We start from the raw sequence: 21,973 nt of genomic DNA, 5'->3' as shown, positions 1-21,973 counted from the left end.
GGCCGCTCTCCTTCACGTCGTCTCCTTCAATCCAAGATCCAGTTCCCTGCTGCCCAGCGGTTCAAAAAAGCGCTCCACCTGTTCCGGCAGCACCCCAGCGAGAGTTGACGGGTTCCAGTGCGGCGTCCGGTCCTTGTCCACCACCTGCGCCCGGATCCCCTCGCGGAAATCGGGTGCTGCCAGGAAACGCAGTCCCACCCGGTATTCCTGGGCCAGGGCTTCATCCAGGGTCATGCCCTTGACCCGCCGCAGCGACGCCAGTGTGACTCTTACGGACGTGGGCGACTTCGCCTCGATAGTGTCGGCGGCCAGGGCGGCTTCCACGTTTCCTTCGCCGTCGAAGGTCCGGAGCCTGCGGACGATCTCCCCGGCGTCGTCGGAGGCGTAGCAACTGTCAATCCAGTTGCGGTGCTGCTCCAGTGTGGAGGGCGGTGGGGCTTCGCCGCAGCGTCCGACGGCGGCTTCCGCAGTTTCGTTTTCCAACGCCAGCACCAGCTCCTCCAGCCTGGCGGACGGGACGTAGTGGTCTGCGAGGCCGAGGTACAAGGCATCGGCCGCACTTAAGTGCGCGGCGGTCAGCGCCGCGTGGGTTCCCGCCTCCCCGGGCGCGCGGGACAACAAAAGCGTCCCGCCGACGTCGGGCGCAAAACCAATGGTGGTTTCCGGCATGCCCATCCGCGTGCGTTCCGTCACCACCCGCACAGAGCCGTGGGCTGAGATTCCCACTCCCCCGCCCAGTACGAGCCCGTCCATCAGGGCGACGTAGGGCTTGGGATAACGGGCGATCAGCGAATTCACCCTGTACTCCGTTTGCCAGAAGTCCGCGGTCTGCCCACCGCCGGCGAGCATGTCCTCATAAATGGCCACAATGTCGCCACCTGCACACAGGCCCCGTTCCCCGGCCCCGCGGATCACAACCGCGGCAACACCGTCGTCGTCCGCCCATGCGATGAGCTGCTCCAGAAGGGCCCCCACCATCCCGGCGGTCAGGGCGTTGACTGCGCGGGGCCGGTTGAGGGTGACCACCCCCAGCTGCCCGTGGCGCTCAAACAGCACCTCTGCATTGTTGTCCGTACCGGTTTGCGTGCTGTCCGCCATCAACTTCCTTCCGGCATCACGAAGCTGGCCCCGTGCCGTATCCCAGACGGCCACCGCGTGGTGACCGTTTTCGTTTTGGTATAGAACCGGAAGGCGTCGGCGCCGTGCTGGTTGAGGTCCCCGAACCCCGATGCTTTCCAGCCGCCGAACGTGTAGTAGGCCAGCGGCACCGGGATGGGCACGTTGATGCCCACCATTCCCACATCCACCCTGGTGGCAAAATCCCTGGCTGCGTCCCCGTCGCGGGTGAAGATGGCCACGCCGTTTCCGTACTCATTCCGGCTGCAGAGCCGGAGCGCTTCATCGTAGTCGGCAGCGCGCACCACACTCAGGACGGGGCCGAAGATTTCCTGACGGTAAATGGCCATCTCCGGTGTCACGTGGTCGAAGAGGGTGGGGCCCACCCAGAAGCCATCCTTGTAGCCTTCCACCGTGACGCCACGGCCGTCCGCCAGCAGCGTGGCGCCCTCGTCCACGCCCGCCTGGATGCAGCCTTCGATCCGTTCCTTGGCGGAGGCGGTGACCACCGGCCCGAAATCCGTGCCGTGGTCCAGGCTGTGCCCTACCTTGAGCGACATGATCCGTTCCTGGAGCCTGGCCACCAGCTTGTCAGCTGTTTCCTGCCCCACCGGAACCGCAACGGAGACGGCCATACAGCGCTCCCCCGCGGAGCCGTACCCGGCCCCGATGAGGGCGTCCGCGGCCTGGTCCAGGTCTGCGTCCGGCATCACCACCATGTGGTTCTTGGCACCGCCGAAGCACTGCGCCCGCTTTCCGTGGGCGGCTGCCGTGGCGTAGATGTATTGGGCGATGGGGGTGGAGCCCACAAACCCGATGGCCCTGACAAGGGGGTCCTCCAGGAGCGCGTCCACGGCTTCCTTGTCCCCGTTGACCACGTTGAACACTCCGTCCGGGACGCCCGCTTCGGAGTAGAGTTCGGCCAGCCGCAGCGGCACGGAAGGATCCCGTTCGGAGGGCTTGAGGATGAATGCATTGCCCGCAGCCAGGGCCGGGCCGGACTTCCACAACGGGATCATGGCCGGAAAGTTGAACGGGGTGATTCCGGCCACCACGCCCAGGGGCTGCCGCAGCGAGTGGATATCTATCCCGGCTCCGGCCTCGGTGGAGAACTCGCCCTTGAGCAGGTGCGGCGCGCCGGCGGCGAACTCCACCACTTCGAGTCCGCGCTGGATGTCTCCCCGGGAGTCGGCAAGGGTCTTGCCGTGTTCGGAGGACAGCAGCCGGGCCAGCTCGTCCATGTCCCGGTTGACCAGGTCCACGAACCGGAGCAGGATCCTCCCCCGGCGCTGCGGGTTCATGGCCGCCCATTCCTCCTGGGCCTTCGCGGCGGCAGCCACGGCATTATGCACCTCGTCCCGGCCTGCCAGCGGGACGCGCGCCTGGACTGCCCCGGTGCAGGGATCAAAGACGTCGCCGAAGCGGCCGGACATGCCCGCCACATGCTGGCCGCCAATGTAGTGGGAAAGCTCGCGCACCATGAGCAGACGCTCCTTCGCATGTGACCTGGGCCATTTCTGGTTGCGAATATACTCGGGCTTCCAACTAAACTCCACCGGTCCCTTGCACCCGGATTGGACCTGTGGGCGGCTGCCACAGCGTGCTTTACCGGCGGCAGCACGGCCAAGGTAAGTTAGGAACTGTGAAGATTGCTACCTGGAATGTGAATTCGCTCCGTGCCCGTGCCGACCGTGTGGAAGCCTGGCTCCAGCGCAGCGACTGCGACGTGCTGGCCATCCAGGAAACCAAGTGCAAGGACGACAACTTTCCCTGGGAGCTGTTTGAACGGATGGGCTACGAAGTGGCCCATTTCGGCGTCAACCAGTGGAATGGCGTGGCGATCGCCTCCCGCGTGGGCCTCGAAGACGTTGAGCGGACGTTCCTGGACCAGCCGTCGTTCGGTAAGGCCGGTACGGAACCCGTACAGGAGGCGCGCGCCATGGCCGCAACCTGCGCCGGCGTCCGCATCTGGAGCCTTTACGTTCCCAACGGCCGCTCCCTCGACGATGAGCACATGCCTTACAAGCTCAAGTGGCTGGAAAGCCTGAAAACTCACGCCCAGGAGCTGGTGACCCGGAACCCTGAGGCCCAGGTGGCGCTGATGGGCGACTGGAATATCGCCCCGTTCGACGAGGACGTGTGGGACATCGATCTCTTCGTCAACAACCGCTACACGCACGTCAGCCCGCCCGAGCGCGCCGCGTTCCACGCCTTCGAGTCGGCAGGTTTCACCGACGTGGTGCGGCCGTACACTCCCGGTCCGGGCGTCTACACCTACTGGGACTACACCCAACTGCGCTTCCCGAAGAAGGAAGGCATGCGGATCGACTTCATCCTGGCTTCCCCGGCCTTGGCCACGCGCGTCACCGGCGCCTCGATCGACCGCGAGGAGCGCAAAGGCAAGGGCGCCTCGGACCACGCCCCCGTGCTGGTGGAACTGGCGGACTGATGACAGAATCCTGGACCCATTCAAGGAGACCGTGATGACGGGAAACCTCTACCGGGGCCAGGCCGGCCTGCCATTCTCCTCAACCCTGCGCGTCTACGAACCGCTGGATGCCTTTCCGGAGGAGCAGCGTGCCGCCATCCAGGCCGCCGGAGCCCGCTCTGCCTCCCGTGCCGCCGTCGAAAACGCCGAATTGCTGGCCTCGCTGGGACGCATCACGCGCTCCGGCGGTGACCCTTTCCCCACCGGGCGAACCGACCTGGTGCGCGTCACCACTGCCCCGGCGGGGCCGGGCGGAACGGACGACGCCGGCGACGACGAACCGGTGCTGCTGTACTGTCCCAGCCAGCTGGTTTTGCGTGCGGGCCTGGCTGCCAACGCCCTGATGGAGGGGATCCACGGTCCGCTGGCGGAACTGCTGATTCCGGAGGAGCAGCGGGACAAGCACCAGGAACGGATCGATCAGGTGAAGGCCCGTGACGGGTCCATCCGCGTGCACACCCGCGCGTCCACCTGGGGCATCCCCTTCAGCTGGTTTTCCCTGTTTATGGAACAGGACCATAAAGACGTGGTGGAGGCTGCCGGCCGGATCCTCACAGTCCGAGTGTGGGCACCCATCACCGAAGCCCTGGAGCGCGCCCGGTACGCCGTGGCCAATCTGGCCCTCGCGGCGCCGGACCTGGATATGCTCGACGACCTGGCCCAGCTCACCGAGTGGCTGGAAACGTTCCATGTGGAATCGATGGTGGAACTGGACTACGGCGCGGTGGCGGACAAGGTGTATCCGGACGATTCGCCCATGGACATCAGGCTCGGCATCGAATGCCTGGCAGAGGGCGACATGACCGGCGCGGCTGCGGCCTACCGGCGCCTGGCCTCCCGCTGGATCCCCATCCGGCAGCTGGCCCGCGCTTCCTGAACCGCCGCTTCCTCAACCAGTCAAAAGGCAAGTTAACCGCTAGGACTGCGGCGGCGCCGTCGTCCTTCTGACGATCAGTTCATGGGGCGCGACGGCGGACCGCACTGATCCTTCGGCACCGTCCAGCTCGTCGAGGAGCATTTTGGTGGCCAGCTCGGCCTGCTCGTCGGGCCGCTGGCCAACCGTCGTGAGGCCGATGGCGTCGGCAAAATCATGGTTGTCGATGCCCACCACTGAAACTTCCTCCGGCACGCGGACGCCCAGCCGCGAGGCTTCAAAGATGACACCCATGGCCATCTCGTCTGAGGCGCAGAAAATCGCTGTTGGTTTATCGCCCGGCTTCGCCCAGAGCCGGCGGAAAGCCTCCTGCCCGCTCCGGACCGTGAAGTCCCCCCACTCGTCCCACTCGGGGCGGGTGGGGAGGCCGGCGGCGGTCATCACATCCTTGAAAGCCAGGATCCGGACGCGCGGAACATCGAAGTTCAGGTCCGTTTCGTCATCGCCGTGCAGCAGCGCGATGTTCCGGTGGCCGAGGTCGATCAGGTGCCGGACGGCTGTGGAGGCGGCAGCGTAGTCGTCGATGCCGATGTAGGCGCACTCTTCCACGTGGCCGCCCACCACCACCAGCGGGATGTCGATCTTCTGGAGGTGGTCGAGTTCATCATGGGACAGCGCCATACAGAGGACCAGCAGGGCGTCGATCTGTTTGTACACCATGGTCTTGCTGAAGAGCCGCTCCCGGTTGCTGCCGTGGCCGCCGAGGTTGAACAGTGACAGGTTGTAGTTCCGGGCGTGGAGTTCCCGGTCCGCTCCTTCGATGGCTTTGGAGAAGAACCACCGGCTCACGAATGGGGCGAGCACGCCGATGGTCCTGGTTCTTCCCGTGGCCAGGCCGGACGCGGAGCTGGAGGCTACATACCCCAGGTTCCCGGCTACCTCGAGGATTTTTTCGCGGGTGGCGGGTGACACCCGGGGCAGGCCGCGGACTGCCCGGGAAACCGTGGCCGTTGAAACTCCCGCTGCCGCGGCCACGTCCTCGATACTGACACCGCTGTGGCCGCCCCGTTGGGACCTTTCACTTGTGCGAGCCACGGTGCCCCCTCAATACTTCCTGCAGGCCTCCGCCATGCTTGGTGCGATGCCCCCAGGCCATAGTATTTGCGGCCCGCGAGTGTATCGCAGTGTTACTTTTCGGCCCGATGCCCGATAGCGGCGGGTCAAGCGCGTACCCTACCTCCGGTCCGGAAGCTTCCGCCGCAGCCGAACCATCCCGTAGATCGCCAGGAGAGAGGCCAGCAATCCCAGTGCCCAGCCCAGCGCGGGCTGTGCCGTCACTTCCATCCAGACCGTGACAACGAGCAGCACCACCGCCCAGAAACCCAGGAAGCCGATGATGATGTCGAAGTCCTGCCCAGACCTCATCAGCCGGCGGTTACTTCCCGCCCCCGTGGACCGGGGGCGGGAAGGGCCGCTTGTCACTTGACAGCACCTGCCGTCAGGCCGGCGACGATCTTGCGCTGGAAGACCAGTACCAGGATCACCAAAGGAATGGTGACGATGGTGCCGGCTGCCATGATGGCCGTGTAGGGGATCTGGTTCGGCTGTGCGCCGGCGAAACTGGCGATGGCAACCGTAACTGGCTTCGTAGCCTCGCTGGACAGCTGGCTGGCGATCAGGAACTCGTTCCAGGAGGAGATGAACGCCAGGATGGCCGTCGTGAAGATCGCCGGAGCCGCCAGTGGCATGATCACCTTCCGGAACGCCTGCCCCTGCGTACAGCCGTCAACACGGGCTGATTCCTCCAGTTCCCACGGCATTTCTCGGAAGAAGGAGGTCAGGGTGTAGACGGTGAGTGGCAGGACAAAGGAGATGTTCGGAATGATCAGGGCCTGGTAGGTACCCATCCAGCCTATGTTGGTGAAGAGCTGAAAGAGCGGGGTAATCAGGGCAACGCCGGGGAACATGGAAGCACCCAGGATGAAGCCCAGCACCAGGTACTTGAACCGGAAGTTCAAGCGTGCCAGTGCGTACGCGGCGAAGACGCCGATCACCAGCGAGATCACTGTGACGGTCACACCGATAAAGATGCTGTTGAGCAGCGCTTGACCGAATTTGTTGCCGAAGGAGGTATCGAAGGCGGTGATGAAGTTGTCCAGCGTCACGTGCGTTGGCCAAGGCGTTGTGTCGTATGTGAACCCCACCTCGCGGAAGGCCGTGACCACCATCCAGTAAGCGGGTGCCAGGCACCAAATCAAAATGACTGCGGCGCTGATGTAGGTGCGCGCCTGCGCCCACTTTTCCCTGTTCTGGGCAGCCTGCCGTCCTTTGTCCTGGCGTGCCCGCAGGCCTGAATCTGCTGTTGCGGTGGTCATTTCTTCCCCTTACCGGTGGCTCCGCTTTGCTCCACAACGTTCGCCCCAAGGAACCGGACAAAGATGAACGCGACCAGGAAGATGATGATGAACGTGATCGTGGACAAGGCAGCCGCAGCGTTGAACCCTTGCCTGATCTGGTTGATCACCAGGATGGACAGGGTGGTGGTGTTGTTGGCACCGCCAGTGAGGATGTACGGCAGGTCGAACATACGCAGTGCATCCAGGGTACGGAACAGGATGGCCACCATCAGAGCCGGTTTGACCAGCGGAAGGGTGATCATCCGGAACCGCTGCCACGCAGTGGCTCCGTCCACCTTGGCCGCCTCATAGACCTCGGCGGGAATCATCTGCAGGCCGGCCAGAATCAGGAGGGCCATAAACGGGGTGGTCTTCCAGGTGTCAGCGATGATGACTGCCCACTTGGCCGGCCATTCGCTGCCGGTCCAGAGGATGCTGACGTTGAACAGCTTGTTGATGATTCCATTGAAGTCGAACATAAAGAGCCACAGCTGTGCGGTGACGGCCGTGGGGATAGCCCAAGGGACGAGGACGGCCGCGCGGACCAGGCCGCGGCCTTTGAAGGTGCGCGCCATGATCATGGCCATCCAGAAACCGAGGACAGTTTCGAAGGCGACCGTAATGACAGTAAATATGAAGGTGGTGCCGGTAGCCGTCCAGAATTGGCCGGCCAGGGTACCCGGCGGACAGGCTACTGTGCCGCCACCCTGGGCTGCACACTGCTGCGCCAGCCAGTTCACGTAGTTCTGGATGCCGGCCGGTCCGCCCTCAGTGAAGAGACCCGTGGCCGGGTCCAGCCCCGCGTCCTTCGTGAAGGACATCACGATGGCACTGATGATCGGGTAAACGATGACTACGCCCAGGGCGATGACGGTGGGGGCAAGGAGCCACGATGCCCAGCGGCCCTGGCTCGCAATCCTGTTGTCCTCACCTACGCCTTTGGGTGCCTGGTGGACTGGAGTCCCGCCCGACGCCGGCTTGGTGACCGGCGTCGGGCCTAATTCTGTTGCCATGGCTGAATTACGATCCTGCGCTTGATGACTCGATGGACTTCTGCATGTCAGAGAGTGCCGTCTCGACGGGCTTCTCGCCCTTAAGAGCTGCGTAGGCATTCTCCTGGATTGCCTTTGTGACCGCCGGGTAGAAGGGCGTCACGGGGCGCGGTACCGCGTTCTGGATGGACGTCTGGAGGACACTCAGGTAGGGCAGTTTAGCCACCAGTTCCTTGTCCTCGTACACCGAGGTCAGGATCGGAGCCAACGAAGCCTGGTTTGCAAAGAACTTCTGGTTTTCCTCGGTCTCGATGTACTTGATGAAGTCCAGTGCCGTTGCCTTGTTCTTGGAGTAAACACTGATGGCTGCGTTATGCCCACCGAGGGAGGACGCACCGGGGCCGTCCTTGCCCGGCAGGGGCGCCATTGCGAACTTGTCCTTTACAGCAGACGATCCCTCAGTCGTGATCAGGCTGTAGATGTAAGGCCAGTTGCGGTGGAAGAGCAGGTTGCCGGACTGGAAGGCGCGGCGGCTCTCCTCTTCCTGGTAGGTGATTGCCTCCTGCGGAATGTTGCCGTCGGCGTACGCCTTAACCAGGTTCTCCAGGCCGGCCTTTGCCTCAGGCGTGTTCAGGCTCGGCTTGCCTTGGTCATTCAAAACGGATCCACCGGCCGAGTTGATCGCTTCAGAGGCGTTAACCGTCAGGCCCTCGTATTGCTTGTATTGCCCGGAGTAGCACCCGATGTTGTTTGCCTTGGCAATCGAGCACATGCTCATCATTTCGTCCCAGGTCTTGGGTGGCGTTGGGACGAGGTCCTTGCGGTAGTAGAGGATGCCGCCGTCGGAATCCTTGGGTCCTGCGTATAGCGTCCCCTTGTAGGTGGAAGCCTCAACCGGAGCCTTAAGCATTTTCGAGGTGTCGATCGCCATCTTGTCCTTGAGCGGCTGCAGCCAACCCTTGGCAGCGAACTCAGCAGTCCAAATGACGTCTACGCTGACCACGTCATAGTCGGACTGCTTAGCCTGGAAGTGCTGGACCAGGTCGTCGTGCTGCTGGTCCGCTTTGTCTGTCTGTTCCTTGAACGTGACCTTTTCATCAGGATGCGCTGCATTCCACTTCTCGATGAACGGACGGACGACGTTGTTGTTGTCCTTGCCCTGTACGTAGGTAATGGGACCCCGGCCGTCCAGGTTGGCTTCGGCATCACTGCCGCCGCCGCCTCCAGTCGCGCCGCCACCGCCTCCGCCACAAGCGGACAAGGTGAGGGCCAGGATGCCGGCAGTAGCCGCCGGAAGTAGGAATCTACGGGTTTTCATTAGCTTGAAGCTCCTCGCTGAGTGACAAGTAAGTACACGTTGCGCTTGCTAGGTGAGGTTGATGTGGTGACGCTCACACTAGTAAGGTTGCTCCGGGTAATGCAAGCGTTTACATCAAAAAGTTATCTGAGAGGAACCAAATGTCCAACCCAGACGTTCCTGCTGATCGGCCGGCCCGCAGCGAATGGTGGACGGACGCTGTGGTCTACCAGATTTATCCGCGGTCCTTTGCCGACGGCAATGGCGACGGCATGGGCGATCTTCGCGGTGTCACTGATCGTTTGCCCTATCTTCAGCAGCTTGGAGTGGACGCCCTCTGGCTCTCTCCCTTCTACAAATCACCCCAGGCGGACGCCGGATACGATGTTGCGGACTACCGCCAGGTGGACCCGCTGTTCGGCTCGCTCGAGGACTTCGACGCGATGTTGCAGGAAGCTCACCAGCGCGGCCTGAAGGTCATTGTTGACCTGGTTCCCAACCACACCTCCGACGAGCACGTGTGGTTCCAGGAAGCGCTGGCCGCGGCCCCTGGCTCCCCCGAACGCGGCCGGTACATCTTCCGTCAGGGCAAGGACGAGGTACCGGGCTCCGGAGACGGCGACAGGGCGCCCAACAACTGGAAGTCGATCTTCGGCGGCCCGGCCTGGAGCAGGATTACCGAGGCGGACGGGTCTCCGGGCGAGTGGTACCTCCATCTCTTCGACACCAAGCAGCCGGACCTGAACTGGGAGAACACGGAGGTGCAGGAGGAGATGCGCTCGGTGCTCCGCTTCTGGCTGGACCGCGGTGCGGACGGATTCCGGGTGGACGTGGCCCATGGCCTGGTCAAGGAGCCCGGGCTGCCCGACTGGGAGGGCGTGGCAGCCATGGTTGAGGGAACTCCGGAAGTGCGGAGGGAACCTTCCCCTCCCGGCGACGCCCCGGGCGCCCATGCCGATGCCGTGGAACCGCACCGTGCCGTCTCCCCGGTTTATCCACCCTCACCGTTTTTTGACCAGGACGGTGTTCATGACATCTACCGCGACTGGAACCGGGTCCTGGCCGAGTACGACGGCGACCGCATGATGGTTGCCGAAGCCTGGGTGGAGCCGGCCGAGCGTCTGGCCCGCTACACCCGGCCAGACGAGATGCAGCAGGCGTTCAACTTCGACTTCCTGCTGGCCGGCTGGGATGCCGAGCGGATGGCGGTGGCCATTGAGGCGTCGTTGGAAGCAGCCGCGTCAGTGGGAGCCCCGTGCACTTGGGTGCTGAGCAACCATGACACCGTCCGCCATCCAACCCGGTTCGGGCTCAAGGACCCCACAACGTTTCCGAAGGGCATCGCCTCGGAGGATGAGCAGCCCGACTCCGCTTTGGGGCTGGCCCGCGCACGCGCAGCCACTTTGATCTCCCTGGCCCTGCCGGGTTCCGCCTACCTTTACCAGGGGGAGGAGCTGGGGCTTCCCGAGCACACCACGCTGCCGGCCGAGGCACGGCAGGATCCCACATTCCACAGGACCCGGGGTGCGGAGATCGGGCGTGACGGCTGCCGGGCACCCCTGCCATGGACGCAGGACGCACCAGGCTACGGTTTCGCGGTAAGCGGGAACACAGGTGCAGCTCCCTGGCTTCCCCAGCCGGAAAGCTTTGGGCCGCTCGCCGCCGACCGGCAGGACGGAGTGGAGGGCTCCACTCTGGAGCTCTACCGCGCTGTCCTTGCTTTCCGGTCCGCCCGGAAACTCGGCAGGGGCTCGCTCGCATGGGCTGAGGTCCACGCACCCGAGAGCGGAGTCCTGGCCTTCCACAACGGGGAGGTGCTGGTTCTGGGCAACTTCGGTTTCGCCTCGGCGCCGGTGCCCGAGGGGTATTCCGTGGTGCTTTCGAGCGCTCCTGAGCCCGCTTCAGACTGGAGCGGGCTGGACGAGGTGCCGGTGGACTGCACCGTCTACCTCACTAAGGACTAGGACCAGCCTGGTCAGCGGACGCGCTCTGCCCTGCTGAAGCGCGTCCGCGCCCCGGCTCCAATGTGGATCAGCACCGGAATCCGTTTCCCCACCACGGCCTCCAGTGCGGCCACCAGGGCGTACACCTCGTCGGCGAGCAGGTGCGGCGCCACTCCCTGTCGCGGGAGCAGGCGGACCTTGAGGGCCGGGCTGCCCTTGACGTTATAGGTGGTCACAGTGGCGCCGGCCAGGTCCGGACGGTTCGCGAGTGCGTGCTTCAGGGCTTGCTCCGCCACTCCCCCGCCGATCCGCACATCGCCGGGGACGTCACCGGGATCGTATTCCAGGGCCAGGAGGTTGGCCCGGCCTTTTCCTTGCTGGGCCACCCAGGCCACCATGAGCGCGATCAGGACCAGCAGGGCCAGGGCCACGAGGACCCACAACCAGCTTTGGGGCCGGCCCGGGAACCGTGTGGCGTTGAATGCCTGGTTGATGCCGGCCCAGACGCCCGCGGACCAGGAATGCCACCAGGAAGCAACGGCCGGGACGGAAGCCAGCAGTACCAACAGGACGCCGATGGCCAGCATCTTCAGGCCCAGGATGGCGATCAGGATCCGGTTGAGCAGGGTGGGTGTGCTGTTCATGCGCCGATGACTCCGGATTGGGCCACGTTGACATGCACCTCGGGGGACGGGCTCAGTGCCATGGCAGCAAGTTCGCTTCCAACGGCTGCGAGCACGGCATCGGGATCCACTGGCACCCCCGACGTGGGCCGGACATTGACCACCACCTGGCGCTGCGAGACAACGACCATCACCTGTTCGGGGGTGACATTCGCGGCAAGCCTGGCCCGCCGTGCCAGCGAGGAGGCCACGACTTCGTCGTCCACCACCACGGCAGGACCATCCGCATTCCGGCCGCCGGCCAGGAGGTGCCGGGCACGGCGGCCGGGCAGGATCCCGTTGAGGAAAAAGACGAGGCCGAACATGGCCAGCACCGCTCCGATGGCTCCCAGCAGCAGCGGCGGGATCCCGGCGGGCAGCGCCACCAGACGCTCGGCGGCCACTTGCGGCTCGATCAGCCACGCCGGCTGGCCGATCGCGTGCACGCCGGCCTCAAGGAGCCCATAGGCGGCGAAAACAATAACCAGGACTGCCGCGGCGGTGGCAACCACAGCACGCGATGAATGTGTTTCGCGGCGCAGGATCCTGCCCATGTCCGGCGACTGGTCTTCCTGGTTCCGCGTCATCGGACCCTGCCCCCTTCGCTGATCCTTGCTCCGCTGATCCTGATATCGACGCGGCTCAGCCGCGCTCCGCTGAGCTCAGTTACAGTTGCCAGGATGTGTGCCTTCGCCTGGACAGCACGGCCCCTGATAGAGCCGCCGGCAGCGTCCACCCGCGAGGGATCGGCAGCCACCGCTTTCAAGGGCGGGATGCTGATAGGTGTGACGAGGGACAGCGCCAGCATGCCGTCGTCGTCCGCCCAGTCCGCACGGACGTCCTCCGCCTCCACTCCCAGGTACTGGGCGGCGGCGGCTTTTGCAAGGCTGGTCAGCGCCTGGGTGCTGATGCGGTTGTGGCCGCTGAACTCCTGCGCCCGGACCAGCGGGGCGGCGGAGCTCATGAGGACGAGCGCCGGCCGGTGATGGCGTCCAGGACGCCGCGGAGGTCCAATTTTCCTTCCGCCGCGCGGCCCAGGAGTGCCCCGATGGCCATAAAGAGCAGGGAGACAAGGAAGCCCCACAAACCGAACTGCAGGGACATAAAGGCGACAAAGGCGCCGATGGCAACGCCGGCGACGGTGAGGCTCACAGCAGTGCCTCCCGTTCCGCGGGCCCGGAAAGGCTGGGTTTGACCGGCGGCGGGACATAGACATCGGTGATTTCGACGTTCACCTCGATCACCTGCAGCCCCACCAGTTCCTCGACGGCCCGGTAGACCGCCGCTCGGACCTCATTTGCCAGGGAATGCAGCGGCGTCCCGTAGCTTGCCACCAGGCTGATGTCCACGGCCACCTGCGTTTCGCCCACTTCGGCGTGGACCCCGGCGGCATGGTCTGAACTTCCGACGGCGTCGCGGATGGCTCCCAGGGCTCGTGACGGTCCGGAGCCCAGCGAGTAAACGCCGGGGATGGCGCGGGCGGCAATTCCTGCCACCTTGGCTACTGCGGTTTCGGAGATTACGGTGCGGCCAAGGCCGGGCACGGGAACCGGAGCCGGCACTGCGTGGCTGCCCTGGCTGGGTTGTGGGTTCTGGTATTCCATCAGGCACTCCCCCTTCTGTTGATCCCAACCCTATCCCCTGGCTGCTTCGATGTGCTGGATACCCTGCCGCCAGTGTTAAAGGACCCAGGCGGGGACGCCCCCAAGGACATCCCCGCCTGAGCGGTGCCGCCGGTTTCAGCGGCTGCGCGGCAGGTGCCGCAGTCTATTTGTAGAGGCCTTCGCCGCCAACCTTGACGTTGGTGGGCAGGTAGCCGAAGGGGCCAAGCCCGTTCTGGCCGAAGCTGCGGTCAACCTGGGTCACGCCGTTCTTGAAATTGATCTTGACGGTCGGGGACAGCGAGCCGCCGCGCACCCCGTTGACGTTGTCGATGAACGACTGCACCAGGCCGCCCGGCTGCACGTAGTGCGAGTAGGCCTGGAACTGCCGGCCGTTCTGCTGGCCGGAGATGGTCCCGCTCGGGTTGTTTGCGGGCAGGTTCAGGTCGGTCGGGGAACCGAGGGCCAGGCCGCTGTTGTTGACCGGCTGGAAGTCGGAACGGACGCCGTCGCCCACGAAGCCGTAGACGCCGTCCGGGCCGCGCATGCCTGCGGCGTAGGTGAACTGGTGGCTGATCGTGTACAGGTAGTACTTGTTCTTGCCGTTTTCGTTCTGGATGAAGATCTGCGGGCGCTCAGTCTGGTCGTTCACGCAGTTGGCGGAGAGGATGGGCGGCAGGAAGGACCACTTGGTCAGGTCCTTGTTGTCCGCCACGGCCAGGCCCACATTGGCGGTCTGGTAGTGCGCGCCGCTGTTCTGGACGTCGTTGACGTTTTCGGCCTGCGGGTCGCCCGGCTGGTAACCCAGGTCCTCGCCCTTGCACTGGTATTCGCCACGGTTGCCGGCGGTGTTGCCCTCAAAGACCATAAAGGTCTTGCCCGGGTGGGCGGGATCGGCAAACGTGTACGGGTCGCGGAAGGCAAAGCCCGGGTTCTGGGCCTTGGTCTGGTACATCGTTCCGTCCGGTTCCAGCAGCTTGGTGTGCTCGAAGCCGTCGAAGGTGACGCCGTTCTGGTCGGCGTGGATGTTGCCCAGGGCCTTGGCGATGGCCGCATCGTTAGCGATCCCGCCGCCGCCTGCGTTGCGCTCCGCAATGTCATGGAACGTAGTGGCCGTGTAAAACACGTTCACGTGGTTGCCCTGCATCAGGCGGGTGGAACCGGACCACTCCGTGTTCCCGATGGATGACCCCTCGGTAAAGAGGTGTCCGCCGTAGTTCCACTTGTCCTTGGCCGGGTCCGCGTTCGTTTTGCGGAAGAAGTAGCCGATGCGGGCGTTCCAGTGGCGCTGGTCGAAGCCGTAGCCGGCGTGGCGGTCGGCCACCAGGGAGAAGACGACGTCCCAGCCCTTGTAGCTGATCTGGTTGGCGTTCTCGTCCGTCAGGGACCAGGTGTCCCAGACCCAGACATCGTCATTCATGGCCGGGAAGTCCTCGGGGATTTCCGGCATGGAAACATCGGGGCTCATGGAGTTCTGGCCGGGCGCGACGGTGGGATCGCTCTGGGCCATGATCTGCTTGGCGTCGGCGCGGGTCCACTTGGACGTGAAGTCCGACGCCGGGTCGAAGGCCTGCTGGGTGTGTTCCGTGGGGAGCGCGAAGCCGGGGGTCGGGGCCGGCAGTTGCTGGCTGGCCGGCGGATCCGCCGGCTCGTTGGCCTGTGCGGAGGGAACGGCCAGGAAGGCCGAGGCCGCTACGGCCGTCGCCAGTGCTGCGGCGGCAGGACGCCACCGCAGCAACCGGGGGGTTCGGGGGTGCTTGTGCATTTTTGCTCTTCTCGCGGAGTTGAAACTGTTCGTGGAAGACGGGCTGATGCCCTGGTCCTTCGAACTCCGGCGGCCCCAACAACACTGCAGGCGTTATGGGGGACGCCTTTGTATCGAGGGGAACGGGGTTGGGTAGTCCCCGTAGAAGTGGCCCAGGAGCGTTGTGCTTTCCTGGCCGGCCTCCACGCTAGGCAGCTTTCCTGATGCATTTCAAAACGTGTTTCCTGCCCGGAATCTGTGTCCGCTGCTCGACTGCGCAAGCGCTTACATTACCCAAGGCGCGCGCGTGCCACAACGGTTTGGCGGGAGTCAAATGTTTCAAAGGTCAGTCAAATTTTTCTGTGCGGCGTTTGCTGCGGCATGACCGGGCCCGCCGGGAATGTGGCCAATCGCACCTGGACAGGCGCGATGTACTTCACTCAACACCCGCATCCGGACAATTCCCCCGCGCACGCCACGGTGTTTTGTCCGGAACCGGGTGCATCGTCGCGGGCCCCGGCAGGGAGGCGGCGCTGGCCCCAGGCAGGATATGGGTGGCGCAGGACGGAGGCAGGGCAGGACGGGGGCAGCGTAGGCCGGGGGCAGGATATGGGCAGGCAGGACGCGGGGCAGCGCAGGACGGGGGGCAGCGCCGGACGTGGGCAGGATATGGGCAGGCGCAGGATGTGGGGCAGCGCCGGACGTGGGCAGGATATGGGCAGGCACAGGACGGGGGCACCCCTGGCCGCGGGCTGAGATGGCGTAGGCAAGGAAGTCCGAGCCTTGTTCGCGGATCCGAACCATCAAGGCAAGGTTTTGCGAACAAGACCAGGACTTCGGCAGAGCCCACTGCGAAAAGTGCGGGGACGGCAGTTAAACCGGGTGCGGGATCCCCTAACCCTCATGCGGGCACCGGGTTAAAGAAGAAAAGCACCAGTTCCGAAGAACTGATGCTTCCCAGTGGTGGCTCCGACCGGCGTCGATCCGGTGACCTTTCGATTTTCAGTCGAACGCTCTACCAACTGAGCTACAGAGCCTAGGTGACCAGTCACCATGAAAGCCGGAATTGCTTCCAACAATCAGAGCGACCCTGACGGGACTTGAACCCGCGACCTCCGCCGTGACAGGGCGGCGCGCTAACCAACTGCGCTACAGGGCCTTGCGTTTCTTGCTTCACAGTATCTCTACCGCTTTTTTCAAGGCTTCCAGCCTACCAGACATTTTCTGCCTGTTTGACCAGTTCCTTGCGTACCCCCAACGGGATTCGAACCCGTGCCGCCGCCGTGAAAGGGCGGTGTCCTAGGCCGCTAGACGATGGGGGCCAGAACCCGTTCGGAACAAAATAAAAGGCGTCAAGCGAGGCTTTCCGTCTTTGTCCTTTGCGTTTCTCCGAACTGGACTCTAAAACTATAGGGCCTACTCAGGAATAATCCAAAATCGGCCAAAACACCCGTCCGGAGCGGGGAGAACAGGTGAAGATGGACTGATGGATGCCGTTGCAGCACTCAACGAGATTGCCTTCTGGCTGGAGCGCGGGCGCGCTGCCACCTTCAAGGTCCAGGCCTTCCGGAAAGCGGCGGCGGTGATCGCCCCGCTCACGCCGGAGGAAGTGGCGGCCCGGGTCCGGAGCGGCCACCTGAAATCCATGAAGGGCATCGGCGACCGGACCTACCAGGTCATCCGCGAAGCTGTGGACGGCCAGGTTCCGGACTACCTCGCCGACCTCCGCGAAAAGGGCGCCCTGCCCTTGGCTTCCGGCGGCTCGACCATCCGCGAGGCGCTGCGCGGTGATCTCCACAGCCACAGTGAATGGTCCGACGGCGGATCCCCCATTGACCTCATGGTTGCGGCCGCCGGGGTACTGGGGAGGGAGTACCTGGCGCTGACGGACCACTCCCCCAACCTCACCATCGCGAACGGACTCTCGGCCGAACGCCTACTCCAGCAGCTGGACGTGGTGGAGGCCATCAATGCCGGAAACCACCCAGGCCTGGACGGACAGCAGGACCACAAGGCCCAACTGCTGGCAGGCATCGAAGTGGACATCCTTGAATCCGGCGAGCTGGACCAGGACCCGGAACTCCTGGCGCGCCTGGACATCGTGGTGGCGAGCGTCCATTCCAAGCTTCGCGCCGATTCAAAAACCATGACCAAGCGCATGCTGGGCGGTATCCAGGACCCGCATACCAACGTACTGGGCCACTGCACCGGCCGGCTGGTGGAGGGATCACGGGGCACGCGGCCGCCGTCGGACTTCGATGCCAAGGAGGTGTTCGCAGCCTGCGCCGAATACAACGTGGCCGTGGAGATCAACTCCCGGCCCGAGCGCCAGGACCCGCCGGACGCGCTGATTCAGCTGGCCCTGGACGCCGGCTGCCTGTTCTCGATCGACAGTGACGCCCACGCGCCGGGCCAGCTGGACTTCCTGCAGTACGGCGCCGAACGCGCTGAGCGCAACGGCGTTCCCGTCGACCGGATCATCACCACTTGGCCGGTGGAGCGGCTGCTGGAGTGGGCGGGATCAGCGTAGCCGCACTGCAGCGCCCCGGCCCTGCAGCTTTTTGGCAGGATCTTCGCTAGACGTGGCCGATTTCCGCCAGCCTGCCGTCCCCGTTCCCGGTTACATTGGCTGCATGCCATCAACCTCTCCGGTCAGCACCGCCGTTTCCCCGCCGCTCCCATCCAGGGTCAGGGCCCTCGGAGTGGCAGCCATGGTTACTACCGTGGTGCTGTGGGCGTCCGCCTTCGTGGGCATCCGTGCAATCGGCCCCCACTTCTCCCCCGGCTCCCTGACGCTGGGCAGGTTGGCGGTTGCCGCCGTCATACTGTCCCTCCTGGTCCTGCCGCAACTGCTGAAGAGCCGGCTCCTTCCCAAGGGCCGCGAGTGGTGGCCCATCCTCGCCTATGGAGCCATGTGGTTCGGTGGCTACAACGTCGCGCTGAACGCAGCGGAGCACGTGCTGGACGCCGGGACCAGCGCCCTGCTCATCAACGTGAACCCGATCCTGGTGGCCGTGATGGCCGGGATCTTCCTCAAAGAAGGCTTTCCGCGCTGGCTCATCGTCGGAAGCCTGGTTGCCTTCGCCGGAGTGGCCCTGATCGCTTTCAGTTCCGGACAGCCGTCGCGGGCTGGGGAAAGTCCGACGGCGGACGTCGCGGGTGTGCTTCTCTGCCTCCTCGCCGCGGTGCTCGCCGCAGTCAGCGTCATTATCCAGAAGCCTGTACTGCGGAAGTTTCCTGCTGCCCAGGCAACCTGGTTCGGGATACTGGTGGGCGCGTTGTGCTGCCTGCCCTTCACCGGCCAACTGGTTGCCGAAGTCCAGGCCGCACCCGTGGGGGCGACACTGGGACTGGTGTATCTCGGAGTCTTTCCCACGGCGATTGCCTTCACCACCTGGGCCTATGCGCTGTCCTTGATCGATGCCGGCAAGCTCGCCGCCACCACCTACCTGGTGCCCGGCACCACCATCCTGATCTCCTGGCTCCTCCTCGGCGAGATCCCCACCGCGCTGGGCCTGGTAGGCGGCGTGGTCTGCCTGGTGGGCGTGGGACTGACCCGGCGCAGGTCCCGGCCGACGCCCCGCAAGGATGCTCCAGGGAACCCTGCAGGCGCAACTGCCAGGCACATTGCGGTACCAGCTGCAGGGGAGGCTGCTGTGGGACCAGGGGCCAAGCGGAGCCCTTCCCGCTAGAGTCGGAGTATGCCAGTCAGCCTGCCGCCGGGCCTGCCCATTATTCCCGAAGGGCCCAGCGAACCTCTGCACGCCGCCGCGCCTGCCCACCCCTTCCCGACGCAGGCGTTCAACATGTCGCCGGACGAGTTTGAGGCCGCCGTCCGGGACGCACTTGACAGCATCCCCGGCAAGCTGGCCCAGGCCATGGACAACGTGGCGGTGTTCATTGAGGACGACTATGTGCCCCGGCCCGGGGAGGACCCGGATACCGTCCTGCTGGGACTGTACGAGGGCGTGCCGCTGACCGAACGGGACTCATGGTGGGACGCCGGCTCACTTCCCGACCGCATCACGATTTTCCGCGAACCCATCCTTGAAATCTCCGGATCGCGCGAGGACGTGATCCACGAAGTGGCGGTCACGGTGGTCCACGAGATCGCGCACCATTTCGGAATTGATGACGCCCGGCTGCACGAGCTTGGCTGGGGCTAGCCTTGTAGGCATGGGACACAACCACAGCCACACACATGGGGTCACCGCAACAGGCCGGCACCGCCACCGGCTGGTGGCCGTCCTCGCCATCACCCTTGCCGTGGTCCTGGTCCAGGTGGTGGGCGCCGCTCTCTCGGGGTCACTGTCCCTGCTGGCTGATGCCGGGCATATGCTCTCGGATGCTGCCGGCGTAACCATTGCGCTGCTCGCCGCCTGGATTGCCGGCCAACCGGCGAGCGACCAGCGGACTTACGGGTACCAGCGCGCCGAGGTGCTCGCAGCGCTGGCCAACGCCGTGATCCTGATTGTGATCTCCGTGGTGATCTTTACCGAAGCCATCCGGCGGATCGGGACGGTACCCGAGGTACAGACGGACATTATGCTCTTCGCCGCCATCCTGGGCGCAGCCGCGAACCTGGTGTCACTGCTGATACTGAGGGGCGGGCATCAGGAAAGCCTTAATGTCCGCGGCGCCTACCTCGAAGTCCTTGGTGACCTGCTGGGCTCCTTCGCCGTGATTGCCGCCGCCGTGGTCATCATGGTTACCGGCTTCCAGGCCGCGGATACCATCGCCTCTGTGCTGATCGCCCTGTTGATCCTGCCCCGCGCCTGGAGCCTGCTGCGCGATGTTGTGGATGTGCTGCTCGAAGCCAGCCCCAAGGGCGTGGAAGTCCAGATGATCCGGGAACACATCCTGTCCGTCGAGGGCGTCTCGGACGTGCACGATATCCACATCTGGACCATTACCTCCGGCGTCCCCGTCTTTTCGGCGCACGTTGTGGTGGAGGACGGTGTGCTGACCGCCCGGGGCGCGGACCAGCTGCTGGACAAGCTGGTCACCTGCCTGGGCTCGCACTTTGATACCGACCATTGCACCTTCCAGCTGGAACCGGCCACGCACTCTGAACATGAGGCCCACCAGCACGCGTAGACCGGCCTGTTTCTTGCGCCGCCGTTGCATGGTTAGGGCTCCGGGCCCCTTCCGGCCACGGGACACTGGCACCCTCTTCGCGACACGCCGGATCGGTATGCACCATTCGATACCGCGTTGTGTTTACTGTTACTGACGTGACTGCTGTTGCCAAAGTGCAGCAGGCTCACGTAGCCTCGGACTGCTGGGGAGCAGGCCAAGGGCATAGCCCTGCCGCGGTCAGGACCTCCCGGCCCTACCGTTTCGAGGTTTCAACAGATGATTTCGACTGGATCCGGTCGCAAGGCTGCCCTCCTGACTGCCGCCGTCGTACTGGTCACAGCACTGGCAACGCCGGCTGCGGCGGTTTCCGCGCCGCTGTCCCCGGCCATTGCCGTTCCTGCCGCTCCTGAATTGCCTTCGCCGGAGGACATTGCCGCTGCGAAAGCCAATGAAGCGGCCACAGCCGACCAGGTGGCCAACATTGAGCGCATTCTCGAGGCTGCCGCAAGTGCCCAGCAGGCCGCCTTCGCTGCCGCCATGCAGGCTAACAACGCCTACAGCGAGGCAGTGGTGGAGCTGGAGCAGCGCTCATCAGCGGCGGCAGTTGCCTCAGCGAAAGCTGCAGCTGCCCGCGGGCAGCAGGACAAAACCAGGAAACAGGTGGGACAACTGGCGGGGGACCTCTACCGCAACGGCGGGCTGAACCCCTCCCTGGGCACCTTCGTGAGCGGGAACGGTGAAACCCTTCAGCAGGCTGCCACCCTCCAGGCCATTTCCGCCAGCCGGAGCCGTACCTTCGAGGCCGCCGACGCAGCCGCCCAGTCATCAGCGTCGCTGACTGCCGCGGCGGAGGATGCCACCAGGGCGGCTGATGATGCGGCGCGCACGGCGGAAACCGCCAAGACCCAGGCGGAGCAGGCCAACGCCGCCCAGGCAAAAGCCGTGGCGGACGCCAAGGCCCAGCGCACCGTCCTGGTGGACCAACTGGCCGAGCTCCGGAACACCACGGCGGCGCTTGAATCCGCGCGCGTTGATGCCCTGGACCGGCAACGCGAGGAAGCCCGGCTGGCGGCTGCCTTTGCAGCTGCGGAGCAGGCTTCCCGGGACCAGGCAGCTTCCCCGGCCGGCATCCCCGCCGCGGCAGCGCCGGCGGCTCCTGCTCCTGCTCCCGCTGTTCCTGCCCCGGCTGGTCCCGTACAGCCCGCACCTGCACCTGCTGCTCCGGCACCTGCTGCTCCTGCTCCGGCACCTGCTGCTCCTGCTGTTCCTGCACCCGCGCCAGCTCCGGCACCGGCACCGGCACCGGCACCCGCTCCAGCTCCAGCTCCGGCACCCGCACCCGCTCCAGCACCTGCGCCCGCTCCAGCACCCACCACCGGCAGCGGGACTTATGAGGCCGCAATTTCGGTGGCCATGAGCAAGGTGGGCGCTCCCTACTACTACCAATACGGTGGCACCGGCCCCTACGGCTTCGACTGTTCGGGCCTGGTGCAGGCATCCTTTGCGGCGGCCGGAAAGTATCTCCCGCGCACCGCAGGCCAGCAGTACGAAGCCGCTCCTGTCCACGTACCCCTCTCGCAGGCACGGCGGGGCGACCTGCTGGTGTGGGGCTCGCCGTCGAACTTCTATCACGTTGCCATTTACCTCGGCAACGGCCAGGTGGTGCAGGCGCTCAACCCGCAGGAGGGTATCGGTGTGACCCCGCTGAGCGCCATGGCAGGCATGGAGCTATATTCGTACGCCGCCCGCTACTGACTCCCATGCAACGCCGCCGCATGGCC

At 64.9% G+C, this 21,973-nt stretch carries 21 protein-coding genes and 3 tRNA genes; 8 read left to right on the top strand and 16 right to left on the bottom strand.

Translation table 11 applies throughout. From position 1 onward, the window contains the following. Positions 1 to 12 precede the first annotated feature (12 nt). Positions 13 to 1,098 (bottom strand): enoyl-CoA hydratase/isomerase family protein, encoded by a 1,086-nt coding sequence (locus tag BMX78_RS15600; protein WP_091421015.1) that lies wholly within the window; start codon positions 1,096 to 1,098, stop codon positions 13 to 15. Beyond that, on the bottom strand, positions 1,098 to 2,597 hold the full coding sequence (locus BMX78_RS15595; protein ID WP_091421013.1) for a CoA-acylating methylmalonate-semialdehyde dehydrogenase: 1,500 nt from the start codon (positions 2,595 to 2,597) through the stop codon (positions 1,098 to 1,100). The genes BMX78_RS15600 and BMX78_RS15595 overlap by 1 nt, the downstream gene beginning before the upstream one ends. Before the next feature lie 161 nt (positions 2,598 to 2,758). Between BMX78_RS15595 and BMX78_RS15590 the strand changes: the two genes are divergently transcribed. Together BMX78_RS15590 and BMX78_RS15585 are read left to right on the top strand one after the other, a co-directional pair. Beyond that, complete coding sequence (locus BMX78_RS15590; protein ID WP_091421010.1) at positions 2,759 to 3,565, top strand: exodeoxyribonuclease III; 807 nt, start codon at positions 2,759 to 2,761, stop codon at positions 3,563 to 3,565. 34 nt (positions 3,566 to 3,599) lie between these two features. Beyond that, complete coding sequence (locus tag BMX78_RS15585) at positions 3,600 to 4,481, top strand: DUF8083 family protein (RefSeq protein WP_091421007.1); 882 nt, start codon at positions 3,600 to 3,602, stop codon at positions 4,479 to 4,481. A gap of 39 nt (positions 4,482 to 4,520) precedes the next feature. Here the strand turns inward: BMX78_RS15585 and BMX78_RS15580 are convergent, their stop codons facing one another. The 5 genes from BMX78_RS15580 to BMX78_RS15560 form a co-directional block, all read right to left on the bottom strand. Next, positions 4,521 to 5,573 carry a LacI family DNA-binding transcriptional regulator gene (locus tag BMX78_RS15580; protein WP_091421005.1) on the bottom strand — a complete coding sequence of 351 codons (1,053 nt, stop codon included), beginning with the start codon at positions 5,571 to 5,573 and terminating at the stop codon, positions 4,521 to 4,523. 138 nt (positions 5,574 to 5,711) lie between these two features. Further along, the gene (locus tag BMX78_RS15575) at positions 5,712 to 5,960 is read right to left on the bottom strand and encodes a hypothetical protein (RefSeq protein ID WP_091421002.1); all 249 of its coding nucleotides are present in this window, start codon (positions 5,958 to 5,960) and stop codon (positions 5,712 to 5,714) included. After that, complete coding sequence (locus BMX78_RS15570; RefSeq protein ID WP_091420999.1) at positions 5,957 to 6,853, bottom strand: carbohydrate ABC transporter permease; 897 nt, start codon at positions 6,851 to 6,853, stop codon at positions 5,957 to 5,959. The genes BMX78_RS15575 and BMX78_RS15570 overlap by 4 nt, the downstream gene beginning before the upstream one ends. Next, entirely contained in the window at positions 6,850 to 7,887 is a 1,038-nt protein-coding gene (locus tag BMX78_RS15565) for a carbohydrate ABC transporter permease (protein WP_091420997.1), read from the bottom strand. Before BMX78_RS15565 ends, BMX78_RS15570 begins: the two co-directional genes overlap by 4 nt. 7 nt (positions 7,888 to 7,894) lie before the next feature. Then, a complete protein-coding gene (locus BMX78_RS15560) occupies positions 7,895 to 9,184 on the bottom strand; it encodes an ABC transporter substrate-binding protein (protein WP_091420994.1) in 1,290 nt (429 codons plus the stop codon). A 140-nt stretch (positions 9,185 to 9,324) separates the two neighbouring features. Between BMX78_RS15560 and BMX78_RS15555 the strand changes: the two genes are divergently transcribed. Then, a complete protein-coding gene (locus BMX78_RS15555) occupies positions 9,325 to 11,127 on the top strand; it encodes a glycoside hydrolase family 13 protein (protein WP_091420992.1) in 1,803 nt (600 codons plus the stop codon). Between the two features lie 11 nt (positions 11,128 to 11,138). On the opposite strand, the gene BMX78_RS15550 is transcribed toward BMX78_RS15555, so the two are convergent. The 9 genes from BMX78_RS15550 to BMX78_RS15510 all read right to left on the bottom strand — a co-directional run bounded on the left by BMX78_RS15550 (position 11,139) and on the right by BMX78_RS15510 (position 16,435). After that, the gene (locus tag BMX78_RS15550) at positions 11,139 to 11,750 is read right to left on the bottom strand and encodes a hypothetical protein (RefSeq protein ID WP_091420990.1); all 612 of its coding nucleotides are present in this window, start codon (positions 11,748 to 11,750) and stop codon (positions 11,139 to 11,141) included. Next, a complete protein-coding gene (locus BMX78_RS15545) occupies positions 11,747 to 12,355 on the bottom strand; it encodes a hypothetical protein (RefSeq protein WP_091420987.1) in 609 nt (202 codons plus the stop codon). Before BMX78_RS15545 ends, BMX78_RS15550 begins: the two co-directional genes overlap by 4 nt. Continuing rightward, complete coding sequence (locus BMX78_RS15540) at positions 12,352 to 12,732, bottom strand: hypothetical protein (protein WP_091420984.1); 381 nt, start codon at positions 12,730 to 12,732, stop codon at positions 12,352 to 12,354. Before BMX78_RS15540 ends, BMX78_RS15545 begins: the two co-directional genes overlap by 4 nt. Then, positions 12,729 to 12,920: a DUF2273 domain-containing protein gene (locus BMX78_RS15535; RefSeq protein ID WP_091420981.1), complete on the bottom strand. Its 192-nt coding sequence runs from the start codon at positions 12,918 to 12,920 to the stop codon at positions 12,729 to 12,731. The genes BMX78_RS15540 and BMX78_RS15535 overlap by 4 nt, the downstream gene beginning before the upstream one ends. Continuing rightward, complete coding sequence (locus tag BMX78_RS15530; protein ID WP_091420980.1) at positions 12,917 to 13,372, bottom strand: Asp23/Gls24 family envelope stress response protein; 456 nt, start codon at positions 13,370 to 13,372, stop codon at positions 12,917 to 12,919. Before BMX78_RS15530 ends, BMX78_RS15535 begins: the two co-directional genes overlap by 4 nt. Before the next feature lie 163 nt (positions 13,373 to 13,535). Further along, entirely contained in the window at positions 13,536 to 15,134 is a 1,599-nt protein-coding gene (locus BMX78_RS15525) for a glycoside hydrolase family 68 protein (protein WP_091420977.1), read from the bottom strand. Between the two features lie 940 nt (positions 15,135 to 16,074). Further along, positions 16,075 to 16,150 (bottom strand) — tRNA-Phe (locus BMX78_RS15520). 48 nt (positions 16,151 to 16,198) lie between these two features. Next, positions 16,199 to 16,272, bottom strand: a tRNA-Asp gene (locus tag BMX78_RS15515). Positions 16,273 to 16,362: 90 nt separating this feature from the next. Beyond that, a tRNA-Glu gene (locus BMX78_RS15510) sits at positions 16,363 to 16,435 on the bottom strand. Between the two features lie 164 nt (positions 16,436 to 16,599). On the opposite strand from BMX78_RS15510, the gene BMX78_RS15505 reads away from it, so the two are divergent. The 5 genes from BMX78_RS15505 (at position 16,600) to BMX78_RS15485 (ending at position 21,947) form a co-directional block, all read left to right on the top strand. Then, a complete protein-coding gene (locus tag BMX78_RS15505) occupies positions 16,600 to 17,643 on the top strand; it encodes a PHP domain-containing protein (protein ID WP_091420974.1) in 1,044 nt (347 codons plus the stop codon). Between the two features lie 103 nt (positions 17,644 to 17,746). Then, on the top strand, positions 17,747 to 18,805 hold the full coding sequence (locus BMX78_RS15500) for a DMT family transporter (RefSeq protein ID WP_286139060.1): 1,059 nt from the start codon (positions 17,747 to 17,749) through the stop codon (positions 18,803 to 18,805). Positions 18,806 to 18,814: 9 nt separating this feature from the next. Next, positions 18,815 to 19,279 carry a metallopeptidase family protein gene (locus BMX78_RS15495; RefSeq protein WP_091420971.1) on the top strand — a complete coding sequence of 155 codons (465 nt, stop codon included), beginning with the start codon at positions 18,815 to 18,817 and terminating at the stop codon, positions 19,277 to 19,279. Between the two features lie 10 nt (positions 19,280 to 19,289). Further along, complete coding sequence (locus BMX78_RS15490; RefSeq protein ID WP_091420968.1) at positions 19,290 to 20,210, top strand: cation diffusion facilitator family transporter; 921 nt, start codon at positions 19,290 to 19,292, stop codon at positions 20,208 to 20,210. A 258-nt stretch (positions 20,211 to 20,468) separates the two neighbouring features. Beyond that, entirely contained in the window at positions 20,469 to 21,947 is a 1,479-nt protein-coding gene (locus BMX78_RS15485; RefSeq protein ID WP_091420965.1) for a C40 family peptidase, read from the top strand. The last annotated feature ends 26 nt before the right edge of the window (positions 21,948 to 21,973 follow it).

Source organism: Arthrobacter sp. OV608 (genome assembly GCA_900110595.1).
In the GTDB taxonomy this organism is placed as follows: domain Bacteria; phylum Actinomycetota; class Actinomycetes; order Actinomycetales; family Micrococcaceae; genus Arthrobacter.
Note: the sequence above shows the minus strand (reverse complement) of the source record. Positions and strands in the feature narration are given on the sequence as shown.

Bases quoted from the DNA above. Each gene is read 5' to 3' on its own strand.
- BMX78_RS15600 (WP_091421015.1), bottom strand. From the start codon at position 1,098: ATGGCGGACAGCACGCAAACCGGTACGGACAACAATGCAGAGGTGCTG.
- BMX78_RS15595 (WP_091421013.1), bottom strand. From the start codon at position 2,597: ATGGTGCGCGAGCTTTCCCACTACATTGGCGGCCAGCATGTGGCGGGC.
- BMX78_RS15585 (WP_091421007.1), top strand. From the start codon at position 3,600: ATGACGGGAAACCTCTACCGGGGCCAGGCCGGCCTGCCATTCTCCTCA.
- BMX78_RS15570 (WP_091420999.1), bottom strand. From the start codon at position 6,853: ATGACCACCGCAACAGCAGATTCAGGCCTGCGGGCACGCCAGGACAAA.
- BMX78_RS15565 (WP_091420997.1), bottom strand. From the start codon at position 7,887: ATGGCAACAGAATTAGGCCCGACGCCGGTCACCAAGCCGGCGTCGGGC.
- BMX78_RS15560 (WP_091420994.1), bottom strand. From the start codon at position 9,184: ATGAAAACCCGTAGATTCCTACTTCCGGCGGCTACTGCCGGCATCCTG.
- BMX78_RS15555 (WP_091420992.1), top strand. From the start codon at position 9,325: ATGTCCAACCCAGACGTTCCTGCTGATCGGCCGGCCCGCAGCGAATGG.
- BMX78_RS15550 (WP_091420990.1), bottom strand. From the start codon at position 11,750: ATGAACAGCACACCCACCCTGCTCAACCGGATCCTGATCGCCATCCTG.
- BMX78_RS15545 (WP_091420987.1), bottom strand. From the start codon at position 12,355: ATGACGCGGAACCAGGAAGACCAGTCGCCGGACATGGGCAGGATCCTG.
- BMX78_RS15540 (WP_091420984.1), bottom strand. From the start codon at position 12,732: ATGAGCTCCGCCGCCCCGCTGGTCCGGGCGCAGGAGTTCAGCGGCCAC.
- BMX78_RS15530 (WP_091420980.1), bottom strand. From the start codon at position 13,372: ATGGAATACCAGAACCCACAACCCAGCCAGGGCAGCCACGCAGTGCCG.
- BMX78_RS15525 (WP_091420977.1), bottom strand. From the start codon at position 15,134: ATGCACAAGCACCCCCGAACCCCCCGGTTGCTGCGGTGGCGTCCTGCC.
- BMX78_RS15505 (WP_091420974.1), top strand. From the start codon at position 16,600: ATGGATGCCGTTGCAGCACTCAACGAGATTGCCTTCTGGCTGGAGCGC.
- BMX78_RS15500 (WP_286139060.1), top strand. From the start codon at position 17,747: ATGCCATCAACCTCTCCGGTCAGCACCGCCGTTTCCCCGCCGCTCCCA.
- BMX78_RS15495 (WP_091420971.1), top strand. From the start codon at position 18,815: ATGCCAGTCAGCCTGCCGCCGGGCCTGCCCATTATTCCCGAAGGGCCC.
- BMX78_RS15490 (WP_091420968.1), top strand. From the start codon at position 19,290: ATGGGACACAACCACAGCCACACACATGGGGTCACCGCAACAGGCCGG.
- BMX78_RS15485 (WP_091420965.1), top strand. From the start codon at position 20,469: ATGATTTCGACTGGATCCGGTCGCAAGGCTGCCCTCCTGACTGCCGCC.